Raw genomic sequence first — 14,992 nt, 5'->3', positions numbered from 1 at the left:
CTTATGCTACACATCGTCGATATCCAATCCGCAGCATTCCCGTCTTATCCAGTAGTAAACAAACCTGACAGCAAACCGACAGCTATTCCGGTTACGAAATCCATGCTCCCTTCCCTTGAAGAGTACACGGATGAGATTCGTGACTTGTGGGTATCGGGATGGTTGACGAACAACGGCACTAAACATCAGCAACTTGAACGGGAGTTGATCGAATATTTGGGGGTCGAACACTTATCCCTATTCACGAACGGGCACTTGGCGCTCGAGGCGGCGATTGAAGCTCTCGGATTGACAGGTGAGGTCATTACGACGCCTTTCACTTTTGCTTCGACAAGTCATGCACTGATTCGTAAAGGGCTAACACCCGTTTATGGAGACATCCGATCCGATGACTTTACGCTCGATGCTACCAAATTAGAACATTTAATTACACCCAAAACTTCGGCCATCCTTCCTGTTCATGTATACGGAAATGTATGTGACGTTGAGGCCATCGAGGCGATTGCCAAACGACACAACCTGAAAGTGATTTATGATGCGGCCCATACGTTCGGCGTCACAGTGAACGGACGAGGAATCGGAACGTTCGGTGACGTCTCAATGTTCAGTTTTCACGCCACGAAAGTGTTCCATACCATCGAAGGAGGAGCTCTGACGTACAATGACCCGGCACTGAAACATCGTTTCGACCAATTGAAAAACTTTGGCATCACCGGACCGGAAACGGTGGAAGTGACGGGGGGGAACGCCAAAATGAATGAATTTCAAGCAGCGATGGGTCTATGTAACCTGCGCCATATCGATGAGACGATTGCGCGGCGGAAGCAAGTACGTGAACTCTATGACACGCTGCTCAGCGGTCTCGATGGCATTCGCATCCTGAAACCACAACCGGGCGTTGAAACGAACCATTCCTACTATCCGATCATCATGACGTCAGAGGAAAATCGGCGGGATGAACTGCATGACGCCTTGGCGAAAGAAGGGATCTTCACCCGGAAATACTTCTATCCACTCGTAACGGATTATGCGTGGAATCATAATCGTTTCGCGAGCCGTCGCACACCCGTTGCCCGCACGATTGCCGAACGGGTACTGACACTTCCACTTTATCCAGACCTCACTACAGAAGACGTAACCCGGATTTGTACCACGATTCAAGAAAGGGTGATGAAGTGATGAAAGGAATCATATTAGCAGGTGGGAACGGAACGCGTCTCTATCCGATGACGAAGGCCGTCTCGAAACAACTGTTACCAATCTACGATAAGCCGTTGATTTATTACCCGATGTCCGTCCTGATGCTGGCGGGAATTCGGGAGATTCTACTCATTTCGACTCCACAAGATATCGGCGGATACGAGCGATTATTCGGGGACGGGCATCAACTCGGTATCGACATCTCGTATAAAGTACAGACCAAGCCGGTTGGGCTGGCAGATGCATTTATTTTAGGAGCTGACTTCATCGGGGACGACTCGGTCTGTCTCATCTTGGGCGACAACGTGTTTTATGGACCGGATTTAACGCGATTCTTGAAACATGCACAATCGAAAAAACAAGGAGCGACGGTCTTTGGCTATCCGGTAAAAGATCCACGAGCATTTGGTGTCGTTGAATTTGATTCACAAAATCGAGTGGTCTCGATTGAAGAGAAACCGGCCGAACCAAAATCGAATTATGCGGTCCCAGGTCTATATTTTTACGACAATCAAGTCGTTGAGTTCGCCAAACGTGTTGAGCCTTCTGCACGAGGAGAGCTCGAAATCACGTCAATCAATAATATGTATCTGGAACGCGGAGAGTTGAATGTCGTTTTGTTCGGCCGCGGGATGGCGTGGCTCGATACCGGCACACCAGAAGGCATGATTAAAGCGGCTGTGTTCGTTCAAACGGTTCAAGAACGTCAAGGCTATTACATTGCCTGTCTCGAGGAAATTGCATGGCGCCGCGGGTTCATTTCACGAGATGAGTTGAAAGATATTGGTTTGACGCTCAAGATGACGGATTATGGACAATATCTCTTATCACTCGTCGAGGAAGGGGAGAGAACGGATGCGAACGATTCTAGTGACTGGCGGAGCCGGGTTCATCGGTTCAAATTTCATAAAACACTTACGGGCAAAACATCCGACGTACCGCATTCTTAACGTCGATGTGCTCACCTATGCAGGGAACTTGGAGAATTTGCGCGAGTTCGAAGCCGATTCGCTCTATCATTTCGAAAAGGTTGATATCCGTGACCGTCAAGCAATTGAACGGTTGTTTCGAACATATGATGTGGATGAAGTCGTTCACTTTGCTGCAGAATCACATGTGGACCGGAGTATCACCGAGCCGGAGCTGTTTTTGACGACAAACATTCTAGGGACGCAAGTGTTGCTCGACACGGCGATGCGACATTGGAAACGTGAACCTGACAATAAATATAGTCGTGACTATAAACCATCCGTCTGTTTCGTCCATGTCTCGACCGACGAAGTGTACGGATCCCTCGGAGCGACCGGTTATTTCACAGAAGACTCACCTATCGCCCCGAATAGTCCATATTCCGCCTCGAAAGCAAGCTCTGATTTACTCGTTCGAGCCTATTACGAGACGTATGGATTGCCGGTCAAGACGACCCGATGCAGCAATAACTACGGGCCGTATCAATTCCCGGAAAAACTCATCCCGCTCATGATTCATAAATGTATGTCGAATCTGCCATTGCCAGTCTATGGAGACGGGCAACAGATTCGAGACTGGCTTCATGTAAGCGATCATTGTGAAGCCATCGATGTCGTTCGAGAACATGGGTACTTCGGCGAAGTGTACAATATCGGCGGTCATAATGAAAAGACGAACTTGGAGCTCGTGCAAATCATCATCAACGCGTTCGGTCAGTCAGAAGAATTGATTCAATTCGTCAAAGATCGTCCGGGGCATGATCGACGCTATGCCATCGATGCGACCAAGATGGCCGATGAATTAGGGTGGACCCCACGATATCAATTCGAAGAGGGAATCGCCGAAACGATTCAGTGGTACGTGGAGCATCCTGAATGGATTGAACGAATCGTATCTGGTGCGTATCGAACCTATTACGATTCGATGTATTCTTCGTTCCGATAGGAGGGGTTACCATGTACGAACGTTTGATGAAGCGTCCACAAGACGCAATTCTTGCGACGGTTTCTTTACTCGTTTTAAGTCCTGTTCTTCTGACGATCGCTGGTCTCATCAAGTGGAAAATCGGTGGGCCGGTGTTATTCAAGCAGAAACGTCCCGGCAAGGACGGCGTTATCTTCGAGATGGTGAAATTTCGGACGATGACCGACGCGCGGGATGAGCATGGTGAACTGTTGCCGGACGAGGTGCGCTTGACTCCATTCGGGCAGACGCTTCGATCGCTCAGTCTGGATGAGTTACCGAGCTTACTCAATATCGTCAAAGGCGACATTGCGATTGTCGGACCGCGTCCGTTGCTCGTCGAATATTTGCCCCGATACAACGAGGAGCAGCGCCGACGTCACGATGTACGTCCTGGACTGACGGGACTTGCCCAAGTGAACGGCCGCAACCGGCTGTCCTGGCAGGACCGATTCGCCCTCGACGTGCAATATGTCGACAACGTCACGTTCTTTAATGACTGGAAGATTATCTTGCAAACGGTCCTTAAAGTCGTGAAGAAGGATGGGATTTCGTCCGATACGGCGGTGACGATGGAGGCGTTTATGGGGAATGAGAAGGTAACAAACATCGTCAAATAGAGCGAGCAGGCCATGCGGTCCGCTCGTTTTTTTGTGTGTCATTTCTTTTGATGAACTTCACCAGAACGTCACTCGAGTCTGATAGTCAGACATGATATAACTAAAAATGTGAACAATTGAGCATATGGAGGTTTATATATGAAACGATTTTATCTACTATTCGTCGGACTCATCCTGATTCTTTCTGCCTGCAGCCAAAGTGAGGCCGTCGACTCGACGAAACAGCATACATACACGAAGTACGAGCTCCCGCTCGAGGACAAGGTCGCGCTCGGGGAAGGAGAGCACGAGATCGTGTTCGTCTTCGACTACAGTTGCCCGTGGTGCAAGAAGTGGATGGAAGAGGTACTACCGGAGATCGAGGAGCGCTGGATTGACACGGGCGAGGCGACGTTCAAAGGACAGCCGCTTGTCCTGTTGAACGAACAGTCACAACTGCTCGCGAACGTGGATTATAATGTGGAACGGCTCATCCCGGACCGTTACTATGAAGTGCAGCGCGCCATCGGACACGACTCGGGGTCGGACGGCTTCGGGACGGAAGCCCATGTCCAAAAAATCGCCTCTGAGTTCAACCTGAATGTGGACGAACTGCTTGAGAACCACGTCGATATCGGCATCCAGAACTCACGGCTGTTCACGCGCGACTTCGGTGTGGCCTATGTGCCGACGGTGTACGTCGACGGCATCCAGCTCGTCGATGCGTTCAGTTTAGAAGAGATGGAGAAAATCATGGACGGCACTATTCAAGCAGGCGACGAAGTCGAACTCCCGGAAGACTAAAATAACCCCTCCGTCGCAGTGACGAGGGGTTATCTCATAGACGCTCGAAATACGGTTTGACGAATAACTCGAACAGTTCGGCGTCGAGCAGGTAACGGTTCGTGAAGAACGGGGCGTTGTCGGGTGTAATCGGGTTCGGGCTCAAGATGAACGCCTGCTCGAAACCGAGCTCCTGCACCGTCGCCGTGACAGCGTCGTTCGTGTTGCCGAACGGGTAAGCAATCGTCGTGACACGTGTGCCGAGGTGCTTCTCGATGGCGGCGATACTGGTCTCCAAATCTTGCCGGAGTTCGTCTTGCATGTCTTCCGGCAAGAACACGGCGCCTCCGTCTTTGACGTAGTGCATGTCGTGCGTATGCGTCCCGAAGTCGGCGAGTCCGCTCGCCTGCATGTCCTTCAATTCGCTCCATGGGGCGAGGTCCAAGTTTTGGAACGCCTCGCCGACGTGACCGGTGATGATGAACAGCGTGAACGGGATTTGCTTGGCTTTTAAAATTGGGAACGCGTTCTCGTAGACGGTATGGTCGACGTCATCGAACGAGATCCATACACATTTGTCTGGAATCGGCTCCCCGGCGCGATAGGCGAGCAGGTCGGCCTGTGTCGCGAAGTGAACGCCCTCCTCTTGGAGCCACGTCATCTGTTGCTCGAATTCGTCGGCATACACATTGTAGCGGACCAGTTCGGACGAGTCGGTCACGTTCTCGACAAATTTGTTCCAAATATTCGGCCGCTTGACGCGGTGATAGTTGAGGCCGATACAGACGTTCTCGGTCGGGAGGAGCGCCGCATCAGGGACGTCCTCATGCGACGTCGAGGACACGTCGTATACCTTCCAGGCGATGCCACCAATAATCATCAGAACGACAAACCATTTCACGTAGCGCATCATTTCAACTCTTTCACTGGGTTTTCTGTAAACACGATAACCTTATCGGATTGAAGCCGGGCGATATCTTCCGGTTCCATCAAGTCGAGTTTGAGCCAATCGTCGAGCGTCGTGTCTGTCGGCATCTGCCGGCGGTTGAGTGGGCCGTACTTCCGCCTGTTGTACGTCCGCCAAAGGAAGAGCAAGAGGGCGGCAACGAACGACGAGACGAGCCCGAAGTAGAGCAGCTCGCGGATGTCGGCGTTCGTGACGTTCAAGGCGGTCTTGAGGATGGCGATATAACGGTCGTTCACGTCGATGACGGCGCTAAGGAAGAACCACGTGACGATGAACGTATACAACCAGAACACGACCGTGAGCAACAGCTCGATCCCTTTGCGGAACACGTTCTGTTTCGTTTTAACGAGAATCTCTTGCTCGTAATCATATAAATCACTTACAGGCTGCTTCTCCGTGTCCCCCGGTCTGGTGAACTCCATGTCGCATAGCCTCCTTTCACACGGGCTCTAATCGCTTTTGGCGTCGCCGCGATGACGACGAACGTGTTGAGCATCCAGTAGATGACCGGATACCAAGCGGCCCAGACGTAATATTTGAATACTTTATCATAACGGGCGTCGTTCCAGAGCGAGATGATCAGCTGGACGTGGCTGACGAGGACGAGCGCGAACGAGTTGTACGTGAACCAAATCAACATATCCTGCCACGTGTCGGCTGTCGCGAACAGATACACGGTGACGATGAGCCACGCGTATGCCCAAAGGACGCTGATGACTTGTTCGATATAGACGGGCCAAATCCGGCGCTGGCGCCAGTCCTTGAAGATATCGAAGTGACGCAAGACGACCTCTTGTCCGCCTTGTGACCAGCGCACACGTTGTTTCCAAATGCCTGAGATGGACTCCGGAACGAGCATCCAGCAGAGGGCGCGCGGCTCATAGCGGATGTCCCAGAAGTTCTTCTGGAGCTTCCATGAGACGGCGATATCCTCGGTGATCATGTCGCGGTCCCAAAGACCGACCGATAGTAACGCTTTCTTGCGGAACATGACGATGACGCCGGAGACGGTCATAATTTTACCCATGACGCGCTGCGTCCGTTTGATCGACCCGATAATCGACGAGTACTCGACGAGTTGCATCCGGCTGAGGAGCGTGTCGCGGTTGCGGATGCGAGGATTGCCGGTGACGGCACCGACGCGCTCACCGCGGTTCAAGAAGTGACGGACGAGATAGTACGGTGCCTCTTCACTGAGGAAGGCGTCCGAGTCGACGCAAAGCAAGTACTCCGAACGGGCGGCGTGGGCGGCCATATGTAGCGCGTTCGCCTTGCCTCGGTTCTCATGACAGTCGATGACACGCAAGCGCTCGTACTCGTCGGCGAGTCCAACGAGAATGTCGCCGGTCTTGTCACGGCTGCCATCGTTGACGGCGATAATCTCAAAGTTCGGATAGGTGAGACGGTCCAAATACTCAATCGTCTCGGCAATCGTCTCTTCTTCGTTATAACAAGGAATCAAGATACTGATGAGCGGCCATTCCCGCTCCTTCAAATCGAGGTCCTCCTCTTTTTCCCGTGTCAAGCTGAATAAGAGAGCGCCAGCAATCCAAAACAGCGCCATGAAGAACGGATACCAAAACACAAATTGGGCCAGTGGTTCGATCCAAGGTGCGATGTCGAGCCCGTAAAAATTCATAAGTAGTCTCCCCTTATTTTCAAAAAACCATGTACTGACAGTATGATAGCATCAAAAAAATGTTTTCCCATATTTATCAAAAAACTTGTACAGAAATTGAAAAAGACATTCGACGCGTGTCAAATGTCTTGGTGCTTGTTCAGTTTCGTCCGTCTGTCTTTGCGCCATTTCCAAACGAACAAACCGATTAGCGCGAGGACAGGGGCCGCAACCCAAGGGCGGGCTTCGATGATGGAGACGAGCTCGAAAATCGAGAGCCATCCGCTGATCATGATGAGAATCAGCAGGAAAGTCTTGAGTCCACCTCGAATAGGAAACCAGTAGAACACGAAGAGCGTAATCAAAAAGAAAGCGAGCAATCCCATGCGGTTATTCCTTTCTAGCCTCATTTTGACTCATTATAGCAGAGAATATTCAGAGAGTGTTAGAGCCTTCCCTTGCTCGCCGCTTTTCGGTACTGTTAATAGAAGACTATTGAAGGAGGAACTATCGTGAAATTTGGAATCATCGGCCTTGGCTATGTCGGGCTGGCCACCTTATGCGGGCTAGCAAAAGCGGGGCATGAAGTCATCGGTGTCGAGAAAGATCAACCGAGACTGCTCCGCCTCATGAACGGGGACGTCCCGTTCCACGAACCAGGCATGGCAGACGTGTTACGCGACCATCACGGATCAATCACGTTCACGGACTCGATTGCCGATACGGAAACGGCCGACTATCTCGTCCTCGCCGTCGGGACGCCAAGCAAACAAGACGGAAGTTGTGACTTAACGTTCGTCGACGCGGCCTTGTCCGAGGTCAACTCGAAACATAAAATCATCATCCGCAGCACGGTGCTGCCGGGGACGACTGACATGCTGTCGGTCATGTATCCGGCCCACACGTTCGCTGTCGTACCAGAGTTTCTCCAAGAGGGGCGCGCCCTCGCCGACGTGTTGAAACCACACCGCGTCGTCATCGGCAGTGACAACCTCGAGATGTGTGAGGAACTGGCAGGCATCTACGGACGCCTCGGTGTCCCGATCGTCTGTACGTCGCCGATTGACGCCGAGTTCATCAAGTACGCCTCGAACGCGTTCCTCGCCACGAAGATCAGTTTCATCAACGATTTGGCGCGTCTCGCCGACAAGGCAGGGGCGGACATCACAACAATCGCCGACGGGATGGGGCTCGACCCGCGCATCGGACGTTCGTTCTTGAACGCCGGTCTCGGCTACGGGGGATCGTGCTTCCCGAAAGACATGCACGCGCTCTTGAACGTCGCGAGCGAGAATGAGCTCGACTTGCCGGTCATCAGAGCCGCCATGCACGCGAACGACGCCCAGATGGCGTACGTCGCCTCGAAAGTCGAACCGACGAGCGACCTCAAAGTCGCCTTCCTCGGCCTCGCCTTCAAACCGGGGACGGACGACATGCGCGACGCGCCTTCGCTCACACTCGCTCAACTGTTGACGGTGCGTGGAGTCGACGTGATCGGTTACGACCCGCTCGCCAAGTGGGACTTCCCGCAAGCCGAGACAGTCGAAGCGGCGCTCGAAGGAGCGGACGTCGCCATCCTCGTCACGGAATGGGACGAGCTCGTCGCGTTGCCGCCGGAAGCGTTCGACGGGATGCGGACGAAGCGGTTGATCGATGCGCGCAACGCGTGGAAGTATGCACGCGACCCGGGTACCGTCCAGTACGAAGGGGTCGGTCGGATGCAAAACAAGGAGAATACACCGTCATCGATGTGACGAAAGGCGAGACCCCACGGGGCCTCGCCTTTTTTCACGCCTTCATCTGTTCTTTCGTCGGTCCCATGACGCCCGGGACCGTGAGTCCCGCCTGACGGAGGAGCACCGTCATCTGGCCGCGGTGGTGCGTCTGATGGTCGATCATCATGCGCAAGACGGCGCCACGCGGTTGTTTCGCGCCGTGGACGTCGACTTCTTCTAACAAGTAGTCGTCCGAGAACTGTTCGGCCGCCTGTGCAATCTCATCGGCGTAGCGCGCGTATTGGTCGGCGATTGCTGAAGCGTCAGCCGGTTGCGTCAAGCTTTTCAGTGCGGACAAGCGGAAGCCGAGCAAGTTCGTGAAATAGCCGAGCGCGGTCGTCATGTGCCAACCGATCCAGCCGAGCGAATTGTGGCCAGGCACAATCTCCTGTCCGAGCGCTTCGTCGGTGACGGCGCGGAGCACGTCGAGCGTGCCGGTCGATGATTTGGTCCAATCTTGTAAAAAATCTGCTTTCGTGCGATACATCGAATTCCTCCTTGAACGTTCTAACCTGAGTATACGACGCAGATTCACGATTTTGAAACGTTCGGTCTCGTTTTCACGTAGACTATAGAAGAAAGGGGGACACCACTATGTGGGGACTCGTGATTGCAGCATTCATTTTGTTCGTGCTCGGCTTTGCCGTCCATCGGTTAGGCTGGCACTTCCTCATCTCTGGCTATAACACGATGAAGCGCGAGGATAAGGAACGCGTCAACGTCAAGGCAGTGGCGCGGTTGCTCGGCTTCATGTGTTACGGCATCGCAACGATTTTTCTCGTCATCGTCGCCATCGATGCGTCTCATCTCGACATTCCGCTCGAGCCGTTCTTTCTGCTCATCGTCGTGCTCGTTGTCGTCACGCTTTGGCGCGCCCAAAAGTATGACGGGAATATCTTTGATGAACATGGGAAACTTCGGCCTGGGGGCAAGAAGAAACTCATCCCGCTCGTTCTCTTCCTGACGCTCATCTTGGGCTTTGTCGGTGGTCTTCTGTTCTGGTTCAGTCAGCCGACCGAGGTGACGCTCACCGACTCGGCACTCGTCATCGAGGGCAGCTACGGCGAGACGGTGCCGTATGATGAAATCGAGACCGTGACATTGACGTATCGGCCGAGCCTCGACCGCCGAACGAACGGTGCCGCCGTCGGTTCACGATTGACCGGCCACTTCCGGACGACGGATGGGGAGGACGTGCTCGTCTACCTCGACCAAGACATTGAGGCCGCTGTACGCATCGACTGGAGCGGCAAACCGATTTATGTGAACGTGGAGTCGAACGAGGCGACGGAAGCGTTATATGAGGAGGTACGACTGAAATGACACAACCTTGGTATACACGGCATATGCCGTTCTTCTTCTTGACGTTCTTGTTCGCGCCGTTGACGCTGCTTTTGCTCGTTTGGCGCTGGGAACGATTTGAAGGTCATGAGCGGGGCGTCAAGCTGTTCTTCGCCATCGGGATGACGGCGTTCATCGTGTTCGGGCTGTTGCCGCGCGGGTCGTTACCGGTCATCTTGCCGGTCATCGGACTGTTGATCGCGTTGAAGCTCGTCCTCAATCTTATCAAACAAAAGACCGGCTGACATGTGTCAACCGGTCGAATGGGGGCGCTCGCTCAGGCGAAATGCCCTCTTTTGTCGTTCACCCACGTCTCAAAAGCTGTCGCGTCGAGGGCCGGGGCGTAATAATAGCCTTGCCCGAGTTCGACCCCTTCCGCGATAATCCGCTCGAGGTCCTGTTTCGTCTCGATGCCCTCGGCGAGCGAGGTCAATTTCTGTTCACTCGCGAAGCGGGAGACGGCGCGGAGGAATGATGTGCTGTCCTTCGCTTTGCCGCTGACGTACATGCGGTCGATTTTCACTTCTTGAATCGGCAAGTGCCAAATCGCTTCGAACGAGGCGTAGCCGGTGCCGAAGTCGTCAATCGAGAGGCAATAGCCGAGATCGGCGATGTCTTCGAGCCGCTCGAGCTCGTTCGTGTGCGACATGATGTCCGCCGACTCGGTCAGTTCGATTTTCAACCGGTCGGGCAGCCATGGATACGTCGCGATCAAGTCGCGCAGCTTGGTGACGATGGACGGGTCGACCGAATGGGCCGACAAGTTATACGACAACGAGATATCGGCGAACGGCGTGTCGCGCCAGGCGACGAGCTGTTCGACGACCAAATCGAGAATCGAGTGCGACAGCCAGAGAATCTGGTCCGAGCGTTCGGCGATGCGGATGAACTCGTTCGGTGGCACGTTGCCGATGTCCGGGTGTTGCCAGCGGGCGAGCGCCTCGGCCCCGACGACCCGGCCCGTCTTCAACTCGACTTGCGGCTGATAGGCGACGGTGATATGTCCTTGCTCGATCGCCTCTGGGAGCGCCTGTTCAATCAAGGCGGCCCATTGGAGCTGGGCGAGGATGCTCGAGTCGTACCAGACGAACGGGTTCCGCGTCTCTTTGGCGTGTTGCAACGCCTTCGTCGCCTCGAACAGACAATCGTTAAAGCTCGGCGTCGTATGCGTCGCCCCGATTTGAAGGTGGACGGTCTGGCGTTTCTGGTTAATCAATAGCTCGGTCGGGAACAGCTCCAACAATTCGGTCTCGTCGACGTTGCGAAGCCCTTTCACATACAGCATGAGCGTGTCGTCCCGGTAACGGCCGAACAAGTGGTGCGCGTACTTCTCGAGCCGGTCCTCGACGTGACGGGCGAACTCGGTCATGAGCAGGTCGGCGTACGTCGGATCGTACCAGTCAACGAGGTGATGGAAGTCGTTCAATTTAATCAAGAGGAACGTCCCATCGATATCCTGTTTCTCCCACGCCCGCAGGAAGCCGTACTCGTTATATAGCTCGGTGGCGAGGTCGAACCGGACGAGCCGGTCGACCTTACGCTCGCGTTCGACGCGCTCGGTCTCATCTTCGAGGATGAGGTAATACGTGAGCGTCTCGCCGCGCTTGAGTGGGATGATTTTGACGTTCAAGAAACGGACGTGTTCACCTTTCAAATGCAGGATGAACTGAGCGCTCGTACCATTCTCCGTCACCCCGGCGAGCGCCTCGCGCAACAGGCGGCGGCCCGTGTCGGTGAACAGCTGGTTGATCTCATACAGGTTCCGTTCGCCAAAAAATTGGCGGAACACATCGTTTCGTTCGATGAAGTTGTATGTGTCGTCGATCAAGGCGATGGCGAGCCCTGTCTCGGAGAACAAGGACGACCAGCGCTCGTGATAGCGGAGCAAGTCGTTCGATTTTGTCTCGAGCGTGTGTACCGTCGAATGGACACTGGAGGCAATCTCGCGGAGCTCGTCCTCGATGCCACGGAAGTCGTGGCTCGGAGGGAACGAATCCTCGACCGGTTCCGTGCTCGGGTCGATGGCGAGGGCGCGTGCCTTCAAATGGCTCAAGTCGTGGGCGTACATCTTGCGTGTCGAGCATAGGGCGAACAAGAGCGCGCCTGATAAGAGGAGCGTGATGAGCAGGACGGCGATGGCGAGTGTGCCGTAACGGTCACGCTCGGTCATGAGCGTGTCGTCAGCCGCCGAGCGTACCGCTTGCAGCGCGGCGTGCGAATCCTCATAGAAGCTCGTTCCGTTGACGTAACGGGCCTCGAGCGTCGAATTGGCGGCCGTCACCCGACCGAGGGCGAGCGCGCTCTCAATCAAGTCGTCGACCGATTTCGTCCCGAGAGACGGGTCGGTCGCGACGATGTCCTCAATCAGACGTGCCTCGTTCGCAATCGTCGAGACCTCGAACTCGAGCTGGTCTTGATCCGGTGTCTCGGCGAGCAGGTTCGTGACACCTTCGACGAACGCCATCTGCATGCGCATGATGGCATCGGTCAATTCATAGGCCGTGTTCTCTTGGGCGGTCCGTTCGAGCCCTTGATAGAGCCAGCGCCGGTTGATCGACTCGATGACGTCGAACGGCACGGCTTGGAAGCGGCTCGATCCGTCCTCGTTCAATGTGTCTTCAAGTTCTTCCGAGAAGCGTAGCAACGCCTCCCGTTCGCGCTCGTCGACCCCGGTCTCGAAGTCGTCGAGCAGTTGCGCGTTATATTGGAGCGCCCGTTCGCGGTATGGGGCCGACAGCAGCGCCGTCGGTTGCTCGGAGTTCGTCTCGTAGAGTTTGGCCGCGTGGTGCAAGACGAGATACGACTCGACGCCGGCCAAGTCGGAGGCGTGGTTCAAGTCGCGCACCGTCTCGTCGACGGCGACGTGCTTTTCTTTCCAGTAATAGCTCAGGCCGAGCCCGAACAACAATACGCCGATGAGACAAGCGACGGCGAGGGCCATCGTGTAAATCCGGTACGGAATTTTAGCGAATCGATTGCTTCCCATCGGACACCTCCTTCTTTCTCTTCCCATTCTATCTTTCGTGTTCGAGTCTTTCGAGGGAAATCCTGCCCCACGAAAAAAAACCCGACAAAGGTCGGGTCAATGAATGCGCCAAAGGTCACGGTCGTTTGTAGCCGATGACGCGTGACTTCCAGTATGGCTCTTTACTGATCGTGTTATAGCCGAGGCCGTACGTCCCGGCGTGGATGAACGTGTCTGAATTGATCATGATGCCCATGTGTGACGGGCCGGCCGTATACGTGTTCTCAAAGAAGACGAGGTCGCCCGCTTGCGGGACGAACGTCTTGCTGAGCTGTGTTCCGAAATAAGACCCGGCCCAGTATGTGGCGACGTTCGTTCGTGGGACGCTGTAGCCTGCCTGGTTGAAGGCGTAATGGATGAGTCCAGAGCAGTCGAATCCGCCGTTGGCCGGGTTCGATGACGCCCAGATGTACGGGGTGCCGACATACTTCTTGGCGACCGCGATGGCAGCGAGGCCGGCACCTTGTGACGGAGTCGGAGTCGGGTTTACCGTAGACCCTTTCGGCACCGCTTTGACGTAAGACGCCGCGACGAAACCGGTCGTATTCCCGATATAGATTTGATGCCATCCGTTCGACGTCTGGACGATGCGGAGCGTCTGCCCGGCCGTGACACGGCCGATGATGGCCGAGCTCGTCGAGGCCGACGTGCGGACGTTCAACGATGGCGTATTCACGACGTAGTCGAACGAGGCGTTGCCGGCACCGCCGTCTCCGGCGTTCGGTGTGACCGGCGCGCTCGGTGCCGTCGTCGTCTGTTTCAAGTAACCGGTGCTGACGTAACCGCTCTTGCCGTTATACGTGATGTATACCCACGTGCCGCTCTGCTTCGTCGCTTTGACAGTTGTGCCGTTCGGGATGCTCGTGACGAGGGCGTAGCCGATCCCCGGACCTCGACGAACGTTCAAGTTGGCCGTCGTGACGTACGACTGGTTGATGCTCTGTTCTTTTGGCGCACTCGGTACTGCCGGCGTCGTCGGTTGACTTGGAGCCGGTGTGGGTGTCGAGGCCGCTTTCTGTAAATATGTATTGGCAACAAAGCCGGTTCTCGAGCCGAACTTGACGTGGGACCAGTTGCCCTCGACTTTTAATACGGTGACCGTTTGACCTTTCGGAATTGTGACGAGAACACTTGAATTCGTCGATTTCGAGGCCCGAAGGTTCAAATTGGCGGTCGTTTTCGATAACGTTGCCGATACGGTAGGCGGCGTCGACGTGTTCGGTGCGACCGGGGTAGCGGTTGTCGTCAAGTAGTCGTTATGCACCCAACCAGTCTTGCCGTTATACGTGACTTTTGACCAGGCGCCACTCGTTTGAATCACGTTAAGCGTTTTGCCTTTCGGGATTGTCGCGAGTACTTTATGTGATGTGCCGGCAGCGAAGCGCAAATTCAAGTTAGCTGACGTGACGTGAGAGCGGTTCGATGTCGTCGCTGGTTTGAGCGCGCTTGGGGCGTTCCCGTTCAATTTAAGCGTCTGCCCGATGGCGAGACGGTCTGAATTCAAGTTGTTGAAAGCTTTTAAATTAGCGAGTGACACGTTGTGCTGTTGGCTGATCGACCAAAGCGTGTCACCGGCACGGACGACGTGTGAGCTGGCTGCGGCGGCTTCGTCGGCCTGGGCGACGATCGTTACGGCGGCGATGGCTGCGAATGAGTACATGAGGCCGGACTTAGGGGACATTGGGTCACTTCCTTCTCTATGAGTGCTTTTGACAATTATCGACAGGTGAAGCAATACATGTTTATTGTAGG

15 protein-coding genes are annotated in these 14,992 nt (G+C 54.6%); 8 read left to right on the top strand and 7 right to left on the bottom strand.

Features of this window, described 5'->3' with window-relative positions; genetic code table 11:
• The first annotated feature begins 3 nt into the window (after positions 1 to 3).
• The 5 genes from KNP72_RS03820 (at position 4) to KNP72_RS03800 (ending at position 4,535) form a co-directional block, all read left to right on the top strand.
• A complete protein-coding gene (locus tag KNP72_RS03820; protein ID WP_214832197.1) occupies positions 4 to 1,179 on the top strand; it encodes a DegT/DnrJ/EryC1/StrS family aminotransferase in 1,176 nt (391 codons plus the stop codon).
• Positions 1,179 to 2,150, top strand: a complete 972-nt coding sequence (gene rfbA, locus KNP72_RS03815; protein ID WP_214718222.1) for a glucose-1-phosphate thymidylyltransferase RfbA — start codon at positions 1,179 to 1,181, stop codon at positions 2,148 to 2,150. The genes KNP72_RS03820 and rfbA overlap by 1 nt, the downstream gene beginning before the upstream one ends.
• The gene (gene rfbB, locus KNP72_RS03810; RefSeq protein ID WP_214832196.1) at positions 2,056 to 3,114 is read left to right on the top strand and encodes a dTDP-glucose 4,6-dehydratase; all 1,059 of its coding nucleotides are present in this window, start codon (positions 2,056 to 2,058) and stop codon (positions 3,112 to 3,114) included. The genes rfbA and rfbB overlap by 95 nt, the downstream gene beginning before the upstream one ends.
• Positions 3,115 to 3,125: 11 nt before the next feature.
• Positions 3,126 to 3,752, top strand: a complete 627-nt coding sequence (locus KNP72_RS03805) for a sugar transferase (RefSeq protein WP_214832195.1) — start codon at positions 3,126 to 3,128, stop codon at positions 3,750 to 3,752.
• Between the two features lie 138 nt (positions 3,753 to 3,890).
• The gene (locus tag KNP72_RS03800) at positions 3,891 to 4,535 is read left to right on the top strand and encodes a thioredoxin domain-containing protein (protein WP_214832194.1); all 645 of its coding nucleotides are present in this window, start codon (positions 3,891 to 3,893) and stop codon (positions 4,533 to 4,535) included.
• Between the two features lie 34 nt (positions 4,536 to 4,569).
• Here KNP72_RS03800 and KNP72_RS03795 read toward each other — a convergent pair whose 3' ends face one another.
• The 4 genes from KNP72_RS03795 to KNP72_RS03780 all read right to left on the bottom strand — a co-directional run bounded on the left by KNP72_RS03795 (position 4,570) and on the right by KNP72_RS03780 (position 7,485).
• Complete coding sequence (locus KNP72_RS03795; protein WP_214832192.1) at positions 4,570 to 5,424, bottom strand: polysaccharide deacetylase family protein; 855 nt, start codon at positions 5,422 to 5,424, stop codon at positions 4,570 to 4,572.
• Positions 5,424 to 5,903 carry a poly-beta-1,6-N-acetyl-D-glucosamine biosynthesis protein PgaD gene (gene pgaD / locus KNP72_RS03790; protein WP_214832190.1) on the bottom strand — a complete coding sequence of 160 codons (480 nt, stop codon included), beginning with the start codon at positions 5,901 to 5,903 and terminating at the stop codon, positions 5,424 to 5,426. Before pgaD ends, KNP72_RS03795 begins: the two co-directional genes overlap by 1 nt.
• Positions 5,861 to 7,120, bottom strand: a complete 1,260-nt coding sequence (gene pgaC / locus KNP72_RS03785; protein ID WP_214832188.1) for a poly-beta-1,6-N-acetyl-D-glucosamine synthase — start codon at positions 7,118 to 7,120, stop codon at positions 5,861 to 5,863. Before pgaC ends, pgaD begins: the two co-directional genes overlap by 43 nt.
• Positions 7,121 to 7,239: 119 nt before the next feature.
• Positions 7,240 to 7,485, bottom strand: a complete 246-nt coding sequence (locus KNP72_RS03780; RefSeq protein ID WP_214832186.1) for a hypothetical protein — start codon at positions 7,483 to 7,485, stop codon at positions 7,240 to 7,242.
• Positions 7,486 to 7,611: 126 nt separating this feature from the next.
• On the opposite strand from KNP72_RS03780, the gene KNP72_RS03775 reads away from it, so the two are divergent.
• Positions 7,612 to 8,853 (top strand): UDP-glucose dehydrogenase family protein, encoded by a 1,242-nt coding sequence (locus tag KNP72_RS03775; protein WP_214832184.1) that lies wholly within the window; start codon positions 7,612 to 7,614, stop codon positions 8,851 to 8,853.
• 34 nt (positions 8,854 to 8,887) lie between these two features.
• Here KNP72_RS03775 and KNP72_RS03770 read toward each other — a convergent pair whose 3' ends face one another.
• Complete coding sequence (locus tag KNP72_RS03770; RefSeq protein WP_214832182.1) at positions 8,888 to 9,361, bottom strand: DinB family protein; 474 nt, start codon at positions 9,359 to 9,361, stop codon at positions 8,888 to 8,890.
• Between the two features lie 107 nt (positions 9,362 to 9,468).
• On the opposite strand from KNP72_RS03770, the gene KNP72_RS03765 reads away from it, so the two are divergent.
• Together KNP72_RS03765 and KNP72_RS03760 are read left to right on the top strand one after the other, a co-directional pair.
• Positions 9,469 to 10,197 (top strand): DUF3784 domain-containing protein, encoded by a 729-nt coding sequence (locus tag KNP72_RS03765; RefSeq protein WP_214832179.1) that lies wholly within the window; start codon positions 9,469 to 9,471, stop codon positions 10,195 to 10,197.
• Entirely contained in the window at positions 10,194 to 10,460 is a 267-nt protein-coding gene (locus KNP72_RS03760; protein WP_214718193.1) for a hypothetical protein, read from the top strand. The genes KNP72_RS03765 and KNP72_RS03760 overlap by 4 nt, the downstream gene beginning before the upstream one ends.
• A 32-nt stretch (positions 10,461 to 10,492) precedes the next feature.
• On the opposite strand, the gene KNP72_RS03755 is transcribed toward KNP72_RS03760, so the two are convergent.
• Both KNP72_RS03755 and KNP72_RS03750 read right to left on the bottom strand, forming a co-directional pair.
• Positions 10,493 to 13,201 carry an EAL domain-containing protein gene (locus KNP72_RS03755; RefSeq protein ID WP_214832178.1) on the bottom strand — a complete coding sequence of 903 codons (2,709 nt, stop codon included), beginning with the start codon at positions 13,199 to 13,201 and terminating at the stop codon, positions 10,493 to 10,495.
• Between the two features lie 115 nt (positions 13,202 to 13,316).
• Positions 13,317 to 14,921: a C40 family peptidase gene (locus KNP72_RS03750; RefSeq protein ID WP_251128834.1), complete on the bottom strand. Its 1,605-nt coding sequence runs from the start codon at positions 14,919 to 14,921 to the stop codon at positions 13,317 to 13,319.
• Between the last annotated feature and the right edge of the window lie 71 nt (positions 14,922 to 14,992).

This window comes from Exiguobacterium sp. s152, assembly GCF_018618335.1.
Lineage (GTDB): Bacteria > Bacillota > Bacilli > Exiguobacteriales > Exiguobacteriaceae > Exiguobacterium > Exiguobacterium chiriqhucha.
Note: the sequence above shows the minus strand (reverse complement) of the source record. Positions and strands in the feature narration are given on the sequence as shown.

Excerpts from the sequence above, each read along its gene's own strand:
- KNP72_RS03760 (WP_214718193.1), top strand. The coding sequence starts at position 10,194 with ATGACACAACCTTGGTATACACGGCATATGCCGTTCTTCTTCTTGACG.
- pgaD (WP_214832190.1), bottom strand. The coding sequence starts at position 5,903 with ATGGAGTTCACCAGACCGGGGGACACGGAGAAGCAGCCTGTAAGTGAT.
- KNP72_RS03750 (WP_251128834.1), bottom strand. The coding sequence starts at position 14,921 with ATGTCCCCTAAGTCCGGCCTCATGTACTCATTCGCAGCCATCGCCGCC.
- KNP72_RS03780 (WP_214832186.1), bottom strand. The coding sequence starts at position 7,485 with ATGGGATTGCTCGCTTTCTTTTTGATTACGCTCTTCGTGTTCTACTGG.
- pgaC (WP_214832188.1), bottom strand. The coding sequence starts at position 7,120 with ATGAATTTTTACGGGCTCGACATCGCACCTTGGATCGAACCACTGGCC.
- KNP72_RS03800 (WP_214832194.1), top strand. The coding sequence starts at position 3,891 with ATGAAACGATTTTATCTACTATTCGTCGGACTCATCCTGATTCTTTCT.
- KNP72_RS03755 (WP_214832178.1), bottom strand. The coding sequence starts at position 13,201 with ATGGGAAGCAATCGATTCGCTAAAATTCCGTACCGGATTTACACGATG.
- KNP72_RS03770 (WP_214832182.1), bottom strand. The coding sequence starts at position 9,361 with ATGTATCGCACGAAAGCAGATTTTTTACAAGATTGGACCAAATCATCG.
- rfbB (WP_214832196.1), top strand. The coding sequence starts at position 2,056 with ATGCGAACGATTCTAGTGACTGGCGGAGCCGGGTTCATCGGTTCAAAT.
- KNP72_RS03805 (WP_214832195.1), top strand. The coding sequence starts at position 3,126 with ATGTACGAACGTTTGATGAAGCGTCCACAAGACGCAATTCTTGCGACG.
- KNP72_RS03820 (WP_214832197.1), top strand. The coding sequence starts at position 4 with ATGCTACACATCGTCGATATCCAATCCGCAGCATTCCCGTCTTATCCA.
- KNP72_RS03765 (WP_214832179.1), top strand. The coding sequence starts at position 9,469 with ATGTGGGGACTCGTGATTGCAGCATTCATTTTGTTCGTGCTCGGCTTT.
- KNP72_RS03795 (WP_214832192.1), bottom strand. The coding sequence starts at position 5,424 with ATGCGCTACGTGAAATGGTTTGTCGTTCTGATGATTATTGGTGGCATC.
- rfbA (WP_214718222.1), top strand. The coding sequence starts at position 1,179 with ATGAAAGGAATCATATTAGCAGGTGGGAACGGAACGCGTCTCTATCCG.